Annotated in this window: 17 protein-coding genes; all 17 read left to right on the forward strand. The window is 32.7% G+C overall.

Annotated elements, in window-relative coordinates:
- Nucleotides 1–25: 25 nt before the first annotated feature.
- The 17 genes from AC979_RS02400 to pepB are packed head-to-tail and all read left to right on the forward strand — an operon-like array spanning nt 26 to nt 18131.
- Entirely contained in the window at nt 26–1159 is a 1134-nt protein-coding gene (locus AC979_RS02400) for an LPS O-antigen chain length determinant protein WzzB (RefSeq protein WP_049372722.1), read from the forward strand.
- A 2-nt stretch (nt 1160–1161) separates the two neighbouring features.
- Nucleotides 1162–1791, forward strand: a complete 630-nt coding sequence (locus AC979_RS02405) for an acetyltransferase (protein WP_014064211.1) — start codon at nt 1162–1164, stop codon at nt 1789–1791.
- Nucleotides 1792–1793: 2 nt separating this feature from the next.
- Complete coding sequence (neuB, locus tag AC979_RS02410) at nt 1794–2831, forward strand: N-acetylneuraminate synthase (RefSeq protein ID WP_049372723.1); 1038 nt, start codon at nt 1794–1796, stop codon at nt 2829–2831.
- A 14-nt stretch (nt 2832–2845) separates the two neighbouring features.
- Nucleotides 2846–4105, forward strand: a complete 1260-nt coding sequence (locus AC979_RS02415; protein ID WP_049372724.1) for a cytidylyltransferase domain-containing protein — start codon at nt 2846–2848, stop codon at nt 4103–4105.
- Nucleotides 4102–5271, forward strand: a complete 1170-nt coding sequence (neuC, locus tag AC979_RS02420) for a UDP-N-acetylglucosamine 2-epimerase (RefSeq protein ID WP_049372725.1) — start codon at nt 4102–4104, stop codon at nt 5269–5271. Before AC979_RS02415 ends, neuC begins: the two co-directional genes overlap by 4 nt.
- Nucleotides 5271–5771 carry a serine O-acetyltransferase gene (locus AC979_RS10610; RefSeq protein ID WP_014064207.1) on the forward strand — a complete coding sequence of 167 codons (501 nt, stop codon included), beginning with the start codon at nt 5271–5273 and terminating at the stop codon, nt 5769–5771. Before neuC ends, AC979_RS10610 begins: the two co-directional genes overlap by 1 nt.
- A 6-nt stretch (nt 5772–5777) precedes the next feature.
- Nucleotides 5778–6971, forward strand: coding sequence for an oligosaccharide flippase family protein (locus AC979_RS02430; RefSeq protein WP_014064206.1), 1194 nt, complete (start codon nt 5778–5780; stop codon nt 6969–6971).
- Nucleotides 6972–6974: 3 nt separating this feature from the next.
- Nucleotides 6975–7877, forward strand: a complete 903-nt coding sequence (locus tag AC979_RS02435; RefSeq protein WP_049372726.1) for a glycosyltransferase family 52 — start codon at nt 6975–6977, stop codon at nt 7875–7877.
- 13 nt (nt 7878–7890) lie between these two features.
- The gene (locus AC979_RS02440; protein WP_049372727.1) at nt 7891–8970 is read left to right on the forward strand and encodes an EpsG family protein; all 1080 of its coding nucleotides are present in this window, start codon (nt 7891–7893) and stop codon (nt 8968–8970) included.
- A gap of 21 nt (nt 8971–8991) precedes the next feature.
- Entirely contained in the window at nt 8992–9963 is a 972-nt protein-coding gene (locus AC979_RS02445; protein ID WP_049372728.1) for a glycosyltransferase family 2 protein, read from the forward strand.
- A gap of 8 nt (nt 9964–9971) precedes the next feature.
- Nucleotides 9972–10787 (forward strand): glycosyltransferase, encoded by an 816-nt coding sequence (locus AC979_RS02450; protein ID WP_049372729.1) that lies wholly within the window; start codon nt 9972–9974, stop codon nt 10785–10787.
- 13 nt (nt 10788–10800) lie between these two features.
- Nucleotides 10801–12012 (forward strand): DegT/DnrJ/EryC1/StrS family aminotransferase, encoded by a 1212-nt coding sequence (locus AC979_RS02455; protein WP_049372730.1) that lies wholly within the window; start codon nt 10801–10803, stop codon nt 12010–12012.
- Nucleotides 12013–12014: 2 nt separating this feature from the next.
- A complete protein-coding gene (locus tag AC979_RS02460) occupies nt 12015–12602 on the forward strand; it encodes a sugar transferase (protein WP_049372731.1) in 588 nt (195 codons plus the stop codon).
- A 37-nt stretch (nt 12603–12639) separates the two neighbouring features.
- On the forward strand, nt 12640–14535 hold the full coding sequence (locus AC979_RS02465) for a nucleoside-diphosphate sugar epimerase/dehydratase (RefSeq protein WP_049372732.1): 1896 nt from the start codon (nt 12640–12642) through the stop codon (nt 14533–14535).
- A gap of 5 nt (nt 14536–14540) precedes the next feature.
- A complete protein-coding gene (locus AC979_RS02470; protein ID WP_049372733.1) occupies nt 14541–15782 on the forward strand; it encodes an O-antigen ligase family protein in 1242 nt (413 codons plus the stop codon).
- A 15-nt stretch (nt 15783–15797) separates the two neighbouring features.
- Nucleotides 15798–16811 carry a dTDP-glucose 4,6-dehydratase gene (rfbB, locus tag AC979_RS02475; protein ID WP_049372734.1) on the forward strand — a complete coding sequence of 338 codons (1014 nt, stop codon included), beginning with the start codon at nt 15798–15800 and terminating at the stop codon, nt 16809–16811.
- Nucleotides 16812–16829: 18 nt separating this feature from the next.
- Entirely contained in the window at nt 16830–18131 is a 1302-nt protein-coding gene (pepB, locus tag AC979_RS02480; RefSeq protein ID WP_049372735.1) for an aminopeptidase PepB, read from the forward strand.
- Nucleotides 18132–18135: the final 4 nt, after the last annotated feature.

Raw genomic sequence — 18135 nt, forward strand, 5'->3', positions numbered from 1 at the left:
TTCAAGAGACCTGAAAGGATTAATAATGAATGATAGTCGTTATCAAAAAATAAATGAGTCAGATGAGATTGATTTGATTGAATTAGTTAAAAATCTATGGAGGAAAAAACTATGGATTATTTTATCTGCCTTCGTTTTTACCGCCATTGCGGCAGGCTATGCTTTTACAGCCAAAGAACAATGGACATCCAAATCGGTAGTAATTCCGCCTAAAGTCGCTAATTTAGGTGATTATTTATCATTCCGTAGCGAATATGCATCTATTCTAGATATCAAAGATTTTTCTCAAGATAAAGTTTCCGAAAACGTATTTAATGACTTTAAAACAGCTTTATTTTCACGTAGTTTGAAAGAGGCATTCTTTTCTCAATCAAAATGGTTTAACACTTATGCTGATAAAAATGCTAATTCTGAAGAGACTAAACATAAGCTGTTATCTAATTTGGTCGATAAAAATCTGATTGTTACCGTACCAGATCCTAAAAAAGATCCAAATGCAATTGGTGTGAATGTTAGTTTTTCTGCCGAGACGCCAAAAGAAGCACAGGATGTATTATCAGCTTATATCCAATTTGTAAACCAATGGGTGGTTATTCAAAATAAAAAAGATTTTCTAGCTGATATTAGTGTAGTACGTGGTAGTTTAGAAATACAAAAGAACAAGATTAAGCAGGATGCTGAAAATGCTCGCCAAATTCAATTAGAAAATCTTACAACAGCTTTAAATATTGCTAAATCAGCAGGGATTAAAGATTATTCCAAGTCGTTAAGTGGAAATATAAGTTTACTAGAAGTTTCTCTCGGTGATACACGAGTGCCATCTACTGACTCAAAGTTGAGTGATGGTACATATTTATTTATGCTTGGGGAACAATATTTGCAAGCTCAAGTTAATACCTTAAAAAATGCGTCTTTAGTCTATCCGTTGAATTACTATAATATTGAAAAACAAGCTAATCTCTTAAGTGCGTTAGAGAAAAAAGTGGAGAAAGAAGGTGCTGTTAGTGGGTATTATTATTTAAGTGAGCCAGACTATCCCGTGATTAAAGATAAGCCCCAAAAAGGATTAATTATTGTAATTGGGTTTATTATTGGTTTGATGATTTCTAGTTTTATTATTTTGTTGAGTTCATTGATTCAAAGTACTAAAAAACGTTAATAATGAAAAAGAAAGTAGTTTTTATTGGCGCAGGTGGCTATGCGAAGTCTGTACTAGATTCTTTAGATTTATCAAGATATGAATTTTGTGGGTTCATTGATAATTTTAAACCAGAAGGAACGAGTCATTTAGGTTATCCAATTCTTGCTAAAACGATTGATGATTTCCAAGAAAGGGAACATTACAGTTTTTTTATAAGTATAGGAAATAACACTTATCGCCTAGATAAATATTTAAAGCTTATGAAATATCAATGTGACGTTATTAACATCATTGATAAAACAGCGGTCGTATCTAACAACTCTTCTCTAGGTAGAGGGGTTTTTGTAGGGAAAATGGCCATAGTAAATAGCGGTGTTACTATTGGAGATAATGTCATTATCAATACTAAGTCATTAATTGAGCATGGTTGTTGTATTGGTGATCACAGTAATATTTCTACAAATAGTACATTAAATGGTGATGTTATAATTGAAGATTATTGTTTTATTGGAAGCTCATCGGTGATCACTGGCCAATTGAGAATTGGGGAAAGTGCTGTAGTTGGTGCAGGTGCAGTTGTAATTCGTAACGTAAAACCTCGTACTATTGTTGCTGGTGTTCCAGCAAAATTTATTAAGGAAGTAGAATAAAAATGAGTCAAGTATTTATTGTTGCAGAAATTGGTTGTAATCATAATGGAAATCCTGAGTTAGCAAAGAAAATGATAGATGTTGCAAAGGAATGTGGTGTTGATGCAGTTAAATTTCAAACATTTAAAGCAGATAAACTGATTTCAAAATATGCTCCGAAAGCGGAATACCAAAAAGTAACTACAGGTACTGCAGATAGTCAGCTTGAAATGACTCGTAAACTAGAGCTTTCTTATGATGAGTTTCGTAAATTAGAAGCTTATGCGCGTTCTTTAGAGTTAGAAGTGTTTTCTACGCCATTTGATATGGAGTCCATTGATTTTCTTGCTAGTGAAAAGCAAAAAGTATGGAAGATTCCATCTGGCGAACTAACTAACTTACCTTACTTAGAGAAAATTGCTAGTTTGCCGATTGAAGGAAAAAGCGTGGTAATTTCAACAGGAATGGCGACTATTGAAGAGATCAAAGATGCCTTATCTGTATTAGAAAAAAATGGTATGAAGAAAGAAGAGATTACTATTCTTCACTGCAATACCGAATACCCAACCCCTTATGAAGATGTAAATTTAAATGCGTTTTATCAGTTAAAAACATTATTCTCTGATTATAATTTGGGTTTTTCAGATCATTCGGTAGGTTATTTTGCAGGGCTTGCAGCTGTCCCGTATGGTATTACTTTCATTGAAAAACATTTTACTTTAGACAAAAATTTTGAAGGTCCAGATCATAAAGCATCTGTGACACCAGAGGAATTGAAATTGCTTTGCGAAGGAATTCGAGCTGTCGAAAAATCATTAGGTTCTTCTGAGAAAATTGTTACTGTTTCTGAAGCTAAAAACAAAATTGTGGCCCGCAAATCCATTATTGCAGCTCGCCCAATTAAAAAAGGCGAAACCTATACGACTGAGAATTTGACCACTAAACGTCCAGGAAATGGTATTAGTCCGATGCGTTGGTATGATATTTTAGGTAAAGATGCGGAAATGGATTTTGAAGAAGATCAATTAATTCAAGATAGTCGTTTCTCAAATCAAGAATAAGAGCGGTTAAAATTATGAAGAAAATTGCAATTATTACAGCGAGATCAGGCTCAAAAGGGTTACCTAATAAAAATGTTTTATTTGCAAATGGTAAACCACTAATGGCCTATAGTATTGAGGCAGCATTAGAAAGTGAAGAGTTTGAAAAGATTATCGTAAGTACAGATTCTCAAGAATATATTGATTTACTTTCTCATTATCCGATTGAATTTATAAAACGTTCTGCCGAGCTATCCTCAGATAAAGCAAGTTCTTTTGTCGTAATTGAAGATGTATTGAATCGATATAGTCATGTTGATTATGATTATTTTGTATTGCTGCAACCGACTTCACCATTAAGAACTGCTCAACATATTCAAGAAGCGAATAAAAAATTTGAAGCACATTTTGATAAATTTGATTTTTTAGTTTCTGTATCTGATGCGCATAAACCAACAACATTAACCCGTCCAATTGATGAGGATGAGAGTTTAAAAAACTTTAAATTAGATTATTCTAATTATGCTCGCCAGCAATATCATCCAGAGTATTCACCAAATGGGGCAATTTTTTCTGCAAAACCTCAGGCTTATTTAGAGCAAAAACACTTCTATGGAGAGAAGTGTGTTGCGTATTTTATGGCTAAAGAAGTTTCAGTTGATATTGATGATCGTCTTGATTTCGAATATTTCTATTTTATTCTTCAGCAACGTAATAAAGATAAAATCCTATTAGAAACAATCAAAAAAACAATATCCGCTAAGAAAGATAATTTTAATCAAACAAAAGAAATCAGCTTAATTGGTCACTCAATTTTAGATTATTGGAATATTGAAGAAGTTAACAACCAAGCCGTTAATAATTTAGCTATTGCGGGGATTACTACTAAACAATATATTGATTTGATTCTAGATCAAGGATTGATTAAATCTTTAGGTAATAAAGCTATTTTGATGTTTGGAACTAATGATATCGTGTATGCTAATTGGACAAAAGAGCAAATTTTATCAGACATTCAGAAAGTTATTGAAAAACTAAAAGCAATCAATAATAACATTCAGCTTTATTTCTTAGAAATTACCCCTGTGGCCTTAAGGATTGATCGTAATAATGCAGTGATTAGAGAACTTAACGCATTTCTAAAAGAAAATCTTAAATCTGCAAGATGGATTGCTCTAGATAGCAGATTTAGTGATCACTATGGCAAATTAAACTTAGATTACACTAATGATGGCTTACATTTGAATGAACAAGGCTATCAGTTATTGGAAGAGATCATCAAATCAGAGCTATGACGAAAAAGAGAATTGCCTATGTAACAGGCTCACGTGCTGAATACGGTATTGTTAAGCGCTTACTAAGACGATTACAAGAAGACAATGAGTTGGATTTTTCATTGATTGTAACCGCTATGCACCTTGCTCCTCAATATGGAAATACCGTAAATGTGATTGAGCAAGATGGGTTTAATATTGCTGAGAGAATAGCAGTAAAACTTGATAGCCAAAATAACCAAACAATTTTAACTTCAATGGCTGAAACCCTCGATCTCTTTGGTAAACATTTCCAGAAAAATCATTATGATGCAGTAATGGTATTAGGTGATCGTTATGAAATACTTTCTGTAGCAACGGCTGCTGCAATACATAACATTCCATTAATTCATTTGCATGGTGGCGAGCAAACATTAGGCAATTATGATGAGTTTATTCGCCACTGTATTACAAAAATGGCAAAACTGCATCTCACAGCGACAGAAGTATATCGTAAACGAGTGATTCAGCTTGGCGAACTTCCTGAAAGTGTGCATAACATTGGCTCTCTTGGGGCTGAAAATGGACTAAGTTTAGAATTGCCATCAAAAGAGCGGTTGTTTTTTAAGTTAAATTTGCAAAATAAACCGTATTTTATGGTTGCATTTCATCCTGAAACTATTACTGGGCAATCTGTAGAAGAGCAAGTTGATCAGCTTCTTTTAGCATTAGATTCCTTTAAGTCAGATTATCAATTTGTGTTTATTGGATCTAATTCTGACACGCATTCCGATGTCATATTTGCCAAAGTAAAAAGTTATGCAGATGAAAATCGATTTGCATTTTTCACATCGGTAAAACCGGAGGAATATTTAGCTTTAATTAAGTATTCAAAAGGGTTAATAGGTAATAGTTCATCAGGTTTGTTAGAAGCGCCTTCTTTACAAGTAGGAACAGTAAATATTGGGAAAAGGCAAGAAGGACGCGTTCGTGGCGAATCAGTTATTGATGTAGAAAGTAATCGACAATCTATTGAACAAGGGATTCAACATTTATTATCTGATGATTTCCAAAAACGCTTGCCTACAATGGTAAATCCATATTATCAAGATAGTTCATCGGAAAAGGCTTATGGGCTGATTAAAGCATTTTTAGCTGGTGAGAATGAAAATAAACCGAAGCGGTTTTATGATTTAGAGAATAAGTAATGAAATTGTATAGATTTTTTTTAAGGTCATTAAGTGAGGAGTTGATCTTTTTAATAAGATTGATGCAACGTTTTAATCAAAATATAGAAAGATATAAAGACAGTAAATTTCTTCGTAAAATTAATAGTCTATTGGTCTTTTTATTGCATAAAAGGATATTTCGTAAGTTTGCTTGTGATATTACGCCTAGTTGTAAATTAGGTAATGTTGTTTTTCGCCATCCTACAGGAATTGTCATTGGTGGTGGAGCAGTGCTAGCTGATGGAGTTATTATCCATCAGAATGTTACTTTCGGTGCATTAAGGTTTGATGAGAAAGAAAAAAGAGGTATACCATGTCAGCAAATTGTTGGTCAAGATACTATTATAGGATGTGGGGCAAAGGTTTTAGGTGATATTACTATTGGTAAAAATTGCATAATAGGCGCTAATGCTGTAGTTACAAAAGATGTTCCTGATGGCACAACGGTTGTTGGTTTTAATACTTTCATTTATAAATGATAATTTATGATCTTAAAAGATAGTGTTATTTACTTAATAGGTGAGATAGTTGCTAAAATTTTCCCATTTTTACTGTTACCTTATTTGTCTAGAAAATTAGGTGTAAACGGCTTTGGGGAATTATCCTATTATCAAACAATATTATCTTTACTTATTATTATTATTAGTTTCAGTCAAGAAGGTGCTGTTACAAGGTACTTTTATTTTTATGGAAAGCGCTCGATAAATTTGATCTTATTTTCAGGATATGCTTACGCCTTACTGATAGGTTCCGTAGGATTGTTATTTTGCTATTTTTTTCATTCTGAAATTTTAGCATACTTAATTTTGATCTCAATTTTCCAAACTTTCTTAACAGTTCAATTATGTATAAAACAGTGTCAGAAAAAGGCAATCTCGTATACTTTAATTCAAATTGGAAGTGCATTGTTGACAACATTATTAACGGTATTATTTTTGGAGTTCTCTCATAGTGATCTTGTTGGCAAGCGATTTCTTGCACTATTCTTAGGTAACTTAATAATATTTATATTGGTTTATTTTTCCTATTTTAGGGAGCATAGAAGAAAGTCTTTTAATATAGCAGAGTATCAAAAAGGTTTTCTATATTTTCTAGGATTTGGTATTCCGTTAGCTTTTCATCAGATCAGCATGTTTATAAAAGGTCAATTAGATCGAGTATTTATTTATAATAAATTTACTGAATCTGAATTAGGTCTTTATGCTATGGGGGCTCAAATTGCGTTGGTGCTTGCAGTCATTATTCAAGCAATAAATAAGGCTGCAATACCTTATTTTTATGAAGCATTAAAACAAAAGAAGATTACTTTACAGAAAGTACACCAACTAACATTGCTTTCATTACTTTTAATTCCTATTCCTTCTATTATTATGTGGGCAATTCCAGAGGAATTTGTGATTTTTGTTTTAGGGGAACAGTTCTGGGGAACAAAGTACTATATTATTATGTTCCTTATTGCCACAATGTTCTCGGTACCTTATCTAATTTTAGTAAATTACCTTTTCTTTTACGGAAAGAATAAATGGATATCATTATGCTCAATCCTTTCTACAATACTGTATTTAGGAGGGTTGTCGATCTTTATGCAATTTGGGGTTGAATATGTCCCCTTTGCTAGCATATTAGGAGCAGGTATTATACTTCCTTTTTTATATGTCATGACATCGAGAGTTAAATAAAATATGAATTTAATTATATGCACAACCCCTTTACAAACTCTTTTAGCAAAAGAGATAGTTAAAAACTATGAAGATGATAAATTTTACGGAATATTATTTTCTAATCATTTTTCCGAGAAAGTAGATAGATATTTTAATTTATTTGGTGTTTTATGTAATATTTTAAATAAGATTTATTGTAAAAGTTCAATAAAGTTAGTATGCCTTATTTTGTATTACAAGATTAGATTCTTTAATAAAAAATTTGATAAGATCTTTGTTGCAAATATAGAAAATATATTGATTCAATCAATTATTTCATCTCTCAAGTTTAATGAGCTAATAACATTTGATGATGGAACTGCTAATATTTTGAAAAACAGTATGCTTTATCAAAATAATGAAAGCTGGAAGCTTAAGTTTATTAAGTTTATCTTTATGATCGATCATGATATTAATACATTAAAAGATATATCGTCTTTACATTATACTATATATGATATGGATAATATCATAAAAAATACCAAAAGAATCTCTATATTTAAATTTAATAATAGTGTTGGTAATGCTCTTAACGGTGTATTAAAAATATGTTTAGGGCAAAGATTGTATGATGATGATACTAAAAATGTAGATTTGTTTAAAAAAATAATAGATAAATATAATATTGATTATTACCTCCCCCACCCCAAAGAGAGCTTTGTTGTCGATGGAGTGAAGTATTATAATTCAGATTTAATTTTTGAAGATATCATCTGTAATGAATTAAATAATTATAAAGAGATATATGTATATACTATATATAGTTCAGCGATTATAAATATATTGGGTGAAAATAGAATTCATCCAGTGTCTATTCAGGTAGAAGGATTTGAAAAAGAATCGGAATTGATGAGAAAGTTTGATATCCCGATTGAGAAATTATAGGTTTGGCTAATCTATGCTAGAAACATTTTTTATATATGATTTAATGTTATTTATTAGCATTATATTAGTTTTTTTTGCTGAGATTGCAAAGGTTATAAAGTTAAAACATGTATTTTTTATCTTAGCCCTACTTCCTCTCTTTTTGGTTTCAGCATTAAGAGAGAATACAGGAGCTGATTATTCGCATTACGTAGATATCTATAATAATTTAGACTATTACAATGAGAATTGGCCCTTAGAGATAGGATTTTATTATTTAAATAAACTATATATGCTATTTGGTCTTCACCATCAGTTTATTTTTGTGACTATGGCTGCTATTCAATGTTTATTTCTATATCTATGTTTAACTAAATCCAAATGTCCTAGCTTATTTTTGGCTTCATATATTTTACTTTTTTATCTTAGTAGTCTGAATGAAATGAGACAGAGCTTATCTATGGTGATAATTCTTTATGCTTGTTTTTTATTATTTGAAAATAAGTATATGAAGTATATTTTACTGGTGGGTTTGTCTTCATTATTTCACAATGTATCATTTTTATTTTTCCCGTTGATTTTATTAAGATTTTTCCGGGTGTCTAGAATAGCCATGATGGTTGTTATATTTTTATGCTATTTTGTTTTAAGTTTTAATATTATTGACTTAGTTTTAGAGTTAAATATTCTTTCTGGCACAAAATATCAAGGATATTTATCTATGGATGAGTACGCAAGAGAAACTAATATAGGGAGTGGATTAGGTATGATTTTTCAGTATTTTATATTACTTCCATTTATTTTCTTGAGAAAGGACAGATTTGCCACGGAAAAGTATAATATAGTGGTTCTAATAAATATATTTGTTTTACTATCTCTTTTTATATCTATAAAGTTCTATATATTTAATAGAATATTGTCTGCTTTTAGCATAGCTTTGATTTTGTCAGTGGAATTATTGGTTGATTCAAGGTTGAAGTTAAATAAAATTATTCTATTTTTATGCTTTAGTTTTTGGGTTGTGTTGTATCATAAAGATATTTTAGATAGTAATAAAGAATTTGGAAAAAATAAACAAATATCTCCTTATACGAGCATATTTCATTATAACTAAAAATAACTAGAAAGGAAAGTTATGAAATTTTCTGTAATTGTGCCTGCTTATAATGTGCAGGATTATATCGTTAGTTGTATAGATAGTATTTTAAAGCAATCTTTTAAAGATTATGAGATTGTCTTGGTGAATGATGGTTCTACCGATGCAACATTTGAGCATTGCGAAGAACTGAGTGAAAAAAATGGATGTATAAAATTAGTTAATAAGGAAAATGGTGGCCTCTCTAGCGCAAGGAATGTGGCGATAAATCAAGCAGAAGGTGATTACTTATTATTTTTAGATGGTGATGATTTTTGGAGAGATGATGATTTCTTGGAAAATCTTAATTGTATAATTGAAACTCATTCACCAGATACTATTATTTTTCCCTACTCTTATTATTACGGCAAGGATAGAATTAAGGAGTATCAGTTTGATTTGTCTGAAATGTCTTCCACTTCAAATAACTTTTCTGATAACTTATATTCGTTGATTGATAATGGTATATGGTATCCATCTGCATGTAATAAATGTATAAGAAAGGATATTGTAGCTATTAATAATATTTCATTTCCATTAAATATGACATCAGAAGATGTGCAGTGGTGTTTTGAGCTTTCACAGCATATAGCCTCTTATTATATTTATAATAAAGGAGTTTATATGTATAGACAAAATAGGGAAGGAAGTATTAGTTATAAGCTTAAAATGAAAAATTTGGAAGATCTATTTTTAAATATAGAAAATGTGCTTTCAGGTTCAAAGAAGATCAGGGATGCTGATTATTTGTATTTATCGCATTATTATTTGGAAGTTATCCCTTATGTGAAACCATTTTTAAAAAATCCTAATGTTAAACGTATGTTAAGTAAATATAAATGGCTTTCTAAGTATTCAAAGAATACGAGAAATAGCAAAAAAAGGATTATTTATTTTTGTTTAACATATATGGGCTTTAGATTATCTAGTCTTTTATTAAGTATTTTAGTTAAGTTGTATAAATCGACATAGGGTGCAATATGAATCTTTCAGTTTTGATGTCTATTTATCATAAAGAGAAACCAGAATATTTCCATAAAACCATGGAAAGTATATGGACTAACCAAACTTTAAGGCCTGATGAAATTATTTTGGTTGAAGATGGTATCTTATCAGATCATTTGTATTCAGCAGTTAACTACTGGAAAGAAAAAATAGGAACTAAGTTAGTATCTGTTCCATTACCTAAAAATATGGGGCTTGCTTTAGCATTAAATGAAGGGTTGAAGGTTGCTAAGGGGAATTTTATTGCTAGAATGGATACGGATGATATAGCTGAAAGAGACCGTTTTAAACTACAGCTTGAGTTCTTACAACAGCATGTAGATGTTGATGCGGTTGGTTGCTGGATTTGTGAAATTGATGAAAATGATAGTGTTATCAATGATAAAGTAGAATATCCTCTTCTTCATAACGAGTTATATCAATTTTTTGAAAAACGAGATCCGATAGCTCATCCAACAGCTATGTTCAGAAAGACTTTTTTTGATAAAGCGGGAAGGTATAGTAAGGAAGTTGCTTTAGCGGAAGATACTTTATTGTGGTATCAAGCATTCTTAAATAACTGCAGATTGGCAAATATTGATTATATTGGATTGAAATTCAGACGCAGTTCCGACTTTTATAAGCGCAGGGCAAATTGGAAAAAAACAATTGGGCTACTAAAATTCCGCCTATTTCATATAAATAGAGATTTAAATTATGGTATTAAAGCTGATATCTACGCAATTGCTTATTTTTTGATGTCTATTTCTCCAAGTTTTGTGAAAAAATTATTATATAAATTATTTAGATAGAAAGGATAAAAACATGAAAATTCCATTTTCTCCTCCATATGTTAATGAAGATGTAATCAATGAAGTTGTAGATTCTTTACGTTCAGGCTGGATTACCACAGGGCCTAAAGTTAAAGCTTTAGAAGAGGAAATTAAACAATTCTCAGGGGCCAAAGAAGTGCTTTGTGTAAACTCTTGGACTTCTGCAGCGATTATGATGCTTCGTTGGTTTGGCGTAAAAGAAGGCGATGAGGTAATTGTGCCTGCTTATACTTATAGTGCAACAGCTTTAGCAGTATTGCATGCGGGAGCTAAGCCAGTAATGGTAGATACTTCAGAAGATTTTAATATTTCTTTAGATGCGATTAAAAAAGCAATTACACCAAGAACGAAAGCTATTATGCCTGTTGATATTGCTGGGTTCCCTTGCGATTATGACGAAATTATGGATTTGGTAAAATCTTCAGAAATTCGACCACTCTTTAAGGCTGAAAGCGAGAATCAAGAAAAACTTGGCCGTATTTTAGTATTGAATGATGCAGCACACTCTTTAGGTGCTTGGTACAAAAAGGGTATGAGAACAGGAAGTGAAACTGATATTGCTATTTTCTCATTGCATGCTGTAAAAAATGTTACCACAGCTGAAGGTGGTGCAATTTGTATTAACTTACCTGCACCTTTTGATAATGCTAAGCTCTATAGTGAACTTCGCCAAATGGCATTAAACTGTCAAACTAAAGATGCTTTCTCTAAGAGTAAAGCTGGTGGTTGGCGATACGATATTACTGGTCTAGGTATGAAAATTAATATGGCAGATGTGAATGCTGCTATCGGCTTAGCACAAATTCGTATTTATGAAGATTTATTGAAAGAGCGTAAACGTGTTTTTGATACTTATGGCGAAGCATTTAAACAATATGATTGGGCAATTTTACCACCATCAAAACAAGGTGAAAAAGAAACTTCATATCACTTATATGCTTTACGTATTAAAGATTTTACTGAAGCGCAACGAGATGCGATGATTGATGAAATAGCGAAGAGTGAAGTGGCTGTAAATGTTCACTTTATCCCAATGCCAATGCTTACTTTATTTAAGAACCTAGGGTATAAAATTGAAGATTACCCGCAAGCATATAATAACTATAAGTGTGAGATTTCTCTTCCTATCTATCCTCAATTAACAGATGAGCAGGTGAAATTTGTAATTGATACGGTTGTGAGTGCCTATAATAAGGTTAAGTAAAAGTGATTCGTTTTTTTGATTTTATTTTAAGTTTAGTTGGGCTAGTTGTTCTAGCCCCTATTTTCATTGTATTAGCCATTTGGATTAAGACAGATTCAAAAGGTCCTGTCTTTTATAAGCAAGTTCGAGTTGGACAGAATGGTATCGATTTTGGTCTGTTTAAGTTTCGATCAATGGTGGTTGATGCTGATAAAAAAGGGTTAATCACTGTAGGTGGTCGAGATCCTAGAATTACCCGTTCAGGTTATTTTATTCGTAAGTATAAACTTGACGAGTTACCACAGCTGATTAATGTACTTGTTGGAGATATGAGTTTAGTTGGTCCTCGTCCAGAAGTAAGAAAATATGTTGAGCTTTATACTGATGAACAACAAAAAGTACTTTCTGTAAAGCCGGGGATTACTGATTATGCTTCTATTGAGTATATGGATGAAAATGAAATTTTAGGGAAGTCTAATGATCCTGAAAAGACTTATATTGAAGAGATCATGCCTGAGAAGATTAAATATAATATGAAGTACATTCAGAATAAAAATGTATCAGAATACTTTAAAATAATCTTTCTAACATTGTTGAAGATTGTTAGGTAGATTGTTTAACCAATTTTACTAACTTAAGGATATTTGTATGATTTATTCTCTAGTATTTGGAATGTCGAGAACTAAAAAGAGAGTAATTAGTCTTTTTATTGATGTGGTCTTATTAATATCTGCATTTTTTCTAGCTTATTGGACTCGATTAGGTGGAATAGTTGCATTTGATGATACGGAAATTTGGACAACTCTATTATGCACAATTGCGATAACTCTTTTTACGTTTATTAAATTAGGGCTTTATCGTGCGGTCCTGCGTTACATATCTTTTAAGGCTTTAGCAATGGTGGCTGGAGGTGCTTTCGTTTCAGCGGTTAGTCTTATTTTCTTTTCTTTCTTCATTGGTTCGGATATACCTAGAACTGTTCCTATTATTTATTTTTCTTATGTATTCTTGCTATGTGGTAGTGCAAGGATGTTGGTTCGTTACTATGTTAGTTTAATTTTAGATAAAGATAATGAATCAGTCCTGATTTATGGCGCAGGAACAACAGGACGACAGTTAGCACTACTGCTTAAACATGCTTATCGTTATCGTATTAGAGGCTTTATTGATGATAACGTGAAGTTACATGGTACTTATCTTTTAGGGAATCAAATATTTTCACCAAATGATATCTCAAAGCTTGTTCAAAAATATAATATTAAAGTTATTTTGTTAGCGATTCCTAGTGCATCACGTAGCGAGCGTAAGACAATAATTGATAGCTTAATTCCTTTAAAAATTAAGGTCCAAACTATTCCAGATATGGAAGATATCTTGCAAGGGAATGCAAAAATTGATGAGCTACGAGAAGTTCACATTGAGGATTTGTTAGGTCGAGAGCCAGTATTACCAAATAAAGATTTATTACAGAAAAATATTCTTCATAAATCTGTCATGGTAACAGGGGCTGGTGGTTCAATTGGTTCTGAGTTATGTCGTCAAATTATTTTAAATGAGCCAAATGTTTTAATTCTATTTGAACTTTCAGAATTTTCTCTTTATTCCATTCATCAAGAGTTATTAGAAATTGCAAATAAAAATAATATTATAAACACTAAGATTTATCCTGTTTTAGGAAATGTACAGGATATTGAACGTGTAGATCGCGTTTTATCCCATTTTAATATTGATACTATTTACCACGCTGCAGCATATAAGCATGTTCCTTTGGTTGAGTATAATATGATTGAAGGTGTGCGAAATAATGTATTTGGTACATATAATGTTGCAAGATGTGCCGCAGAACATAATATTAAATCGTTTGTACTCATTTCAACAGATAAAGCAGTTCGCCCAACGAATGTGATGGGGGCGAGTAAGCGTATGGCTGAGCTGTGTTTACAGGCGCTATCAGAACAATTGAAAGACTACCAAACTTGTTTCAGTATGGTTCGTTTTGGTAATGTATTGGGCTCATCAGGTTCAGTTATTCCCTTGTTTAGAAAGCAAATTCTAAAAGGTGGTCCTATTACCATTACACACCCTGATATTATTCGTTATTTCATGACTATTCCTGAAGCAGCTCAGCTTGTTATTCAGGCTGGAGCAATGGCAAAAGGTGGTGATGTTTTCATTTTAGATATGGGAGAACCAGTTAAAATAGTGGATTTAGCTAAAAACTTAGTTCAGTTGTCAGGGCTATCGGTTAAGGATGAAAACAACTCGAAAGGTGATATTGAAATTACTTATACTGGGTTGCGACCAGGAGAGAAATTGTATGAAGAGTTGTTAATTGGTGGTGATAACGTTCGTAAAACAAGTCATCCTCGTATTATGACAGCTGAAGAGGTTTATTTACCATTTGAACAACTATCAGACGTGTTGCTTGAATTAGAGGATGCTTGTAAAGCTGCAGATTATATTGCTATTCGTCAAACATTGTTAAATGCCCCTACAGGCTTTAAGCCTACGACAGAAATTGTAGATGTATTATATAAGGATTAAGATTTATGCTTAATATAGGAATTTCCCCTAAGTTGTTTATTAATGCATCAATATTTTTATTTTTTACTTTACTTTTGATGTTTCCTAAAGGATATAACTACGGTTCGACGGCATTATTAGTTTTAAGTATATTATTTTTGTGTTATTTGCTCTATAAGAGAGTAGGTTTTTTAGAGGTGGTAAGGCAGAATAAAGCCATTTTTTTGGTGACTACTTTTTATTTTTTAGTTTCACTTTTCTTTATTTTCTTTCATGGGGAAAAAATTAAGCTAATAGATAATCCATTAAGAGCATTTTTATTTCTTTCTGTGATTATTTTTATAGTTTATAGTTTAGTTAAGTTTGATATTTTGCTCTATAGCATTCCTTTAGGTTCTTTTATTTCAGGTGTTGTAGCGCTCTATCAGTATTATATTTTAAGCTTAGAAAGTGCTTTTTATAACCAAATGAAGATACAGTCTGGGGATATTGCGATGTCATTAGGCTTATTTAGTTTTGGTATCGCTTTTTATTTCTTAGACGTAAAGAAAAGTAAGTTGGCTTTATTTTCAGTTGGTTGTGGTTTATTCGGCGTTTTGGCTAGTATCCTTTCATTTGCTCGTGGAGGATGGATTAGTGCTCCATTCATAGTAATAATCCTTCTTTTTTTATATAGATATTTATTATCAAGAAAGGTATTAATAGGACTTTCGCTGATTTTGTGTTTTTGTGGAGCATTATTGATGATGAATAATCAATTTACTGGGAGAATTTCTGATGCAAAATATCAATTAGATGTGTATTTATCTGGTTATAATAAAGTAAGCTCTGTCGGTGAACGTTTAGATATGTGGAAGATTGGTTCAAAAGCTTTTTTAGAGCACCCAATTTCTGGGTGGAGTTTAAAAGAATTAGATTATTATAAAAAAGATTTAGCTGATAAAGATGTTGTAACTAAGGCGTCAATCTCCTTTTCACATTTACATAATCAATTTATAGACGAATTAGCAAAGAAAGGGATATTGGGAGGAATTGCCATATTAAGTATTTTTATTGTCCCTTTACACTTATTCTACAGAAAAGTAGTGGGCCAGAGGAATAAAAGAATAAAATTTATTTCGATATTAGGTATTATTCATGTACTATCAACGATTATTTACTGCATGAGTCAGGCATTTCTTGCACATAATTCAGGAAATATCTTTTACTTCTTTGTTCTATTTCTATTTTATTCTTTCATGGTTAATGAAAGTACTAGATCCGAATAAATTCTACTTCCTTTTATGAGCAAAAGAATCCTCATCACCGGCGGTTCCGGTTTCATCGGTTCCGCCCTTATTCGATATATCATTAATCAGACCCAAGATTTTGTTATCAATATTGATAAGCTGACTTATGCGGCAAATCAATCATCCTTAAAAGAGGTAAAAAATAGCCCTCGGTATGCTTTTGAAAAAGTTGATATCTGTGATCTTAAAGAGATAGAAAGCGTTTTCGAGAAATATCAGCCAGATGCAGTGATGCATTTGGCGGCAGAAAGTCATGTTGATCGTTCTATTACAGGAGCGGCTGATTTTATTCAAACCAATATTGTTGGTACTTATACATTGTTAGAGGTTGCTAAGAATTATTGGCATACCTTAGATGAGGCTAAAAAATCTGTCTTTCGATTCCACCATATTTCTACAGATGAAGTGTATGGGGATTTATCCTTTTCTGAACCGCCCTTTACTGAACATTCCCCTTATCATCCGAGTAGCCCTTATTCAGCCTCAAAAGCAGCGAGTGACCATTTGGTGCATGCTTGGCATCGCACTTATGGTTTGCCGGTGATTATCACAAACAGTTCCAATAACTATGGGGCTTATCAACACGCTGAAAAGCTTATCCCTTTAATGATTTCAAGTGCTGTGATGGGGAAGCCTTTGCCGATTTATGGTGATGGGCGGCAAATTCGTGATTGGTTATTTGTGGGAGATCATGTTCAAGCTTTATATTTAGTTTTAACAAAAGGTCGAGTCGGGGAAAGCTATAATATTGGCGGAAATTGTGAAAAAACGAACCTTGAAGTAGTTAAAATGATTTGTGAGTTACTCGAAGAACTAGTGCCAAATAAGCCTAATCACATTAAGTATTACGAAGATTTAATTACTTTTGTAAAAGACCGACCTGGTCACGATGTGCGATATTCATTGGATTGTTCTAAAATTCATGCAGAATTAGGTTGGCGACCGCAAATAACCTTTGAACAAGGACTTCGTCAGACGGTAAAATGGTACCTAGAGAATAATAGATAAATAAAGGAGAAGAACCTCATGCAAATTACATTATCAACTACTCCCTCTTCGGAGAGTTGGGGCAAAAATGCCATTTTAAGTTTTAATCAAGATCAAGCCGTTATTCATCTTAAAGATGATGAAAAATCGAACCTTGTTTTAGTCCAAAAAGCCGCACGTAAGTTACGTGGGCAAGGCATTAAAGACGTTGAACTTGTGGGGGATGCATGGGAATTAGAAAATTGCTGGGCATTTTATCAAGGTTTTTACACGGCGAAGCAAGATTATTCTGTTGAATTTCCTCATTTAGATGATGAGCCACAAGATGAATTATTAGCTCGTATCGAGTGCGGTGATTTTGTGCGTGGCATTATTAATGAACCGGCACAAACCCTTACGCCGGTTAAATTAGCTGAACGCGCGGCTGAGTTTATTTCTAAACAAGCCGAAAGTTATGCCGATAAAAGTGCGGTCAGTTTTCAAATCATTTCTGGTGAAGCATTAAAAGAGCAGGGCTATCACGGGATCTTTACTGTGGGTCGAGGTTCTGTTAATCCACCAGCTATGTTGCAATTAGATTTTAACCCAACTAATGATCCAAATGCGCCCGTATTAGCCTGTCTAGTGGGTAAAGGTATTACTTTTGACAGTGGTGGTTACAGCATCAAACCAAGTGATGGCATGAGCACTATGCGTACTGATATGGGCGGCGCTGCGTTATTAACAGGCGCGCTAGGATTTGCTATTGCACACGGTTTAAATCAACGTGTAAAACTCTATCTATGCTGTGCGGAAAACTTGGTGAGCGGTAATGCATTCAAATTGGGTGATATCATCACGTATAAAAATGGTGTAACCGCTGAAATTTTAAATACTGATGCGGAAGGGCGTTTAGTATTAGCAGACGGTTTAATTGAAGCTGATAGCCAAAATCCACAATTTATTGTCGATTGTGCAACCTTAACCGGTGCGGCGAAAGTCGCTGTCGGTAATGATTACCACAGTGTACTTTCTATGGATGATGCGTTAGTAAATAGCTTATTTCAAGCCGCCAAAGAAGAAAATGAACCATTCTGGCGTTTACCTTTTGAAGCGTTTCATCGTAGCCAAATCACGTCTTCTTTTGCTGATATCGCAAATACAGGTACAGCACCAGTTGTGGCGGGGGCAAGTACTGCAACGGCATTTTTATCGTATTTTGTGAAGAACTATCAAGAACGTTGGTTGCATATTGACTGTTCGGCTACTTATCGTAAATCAGGTAGTGATTTATGGGCGGTAGGTGCAACCGGAATTGGTGTGAAAACTTTAGCAAATTTATTAGTAACGAAAGCAAGTTAAGTAG

This window comes from Parahaemophilus parainfluenzae (assembly GCF_001053575.1).
Classification (GTDB): domain Bacteria; phylum Pseudomonadota; class Gammaproteobacteria; order Enterobacterales; family Pasteurellaceae; genus Haemophilus_D; species Haemophilus_D parainfluenzae_S.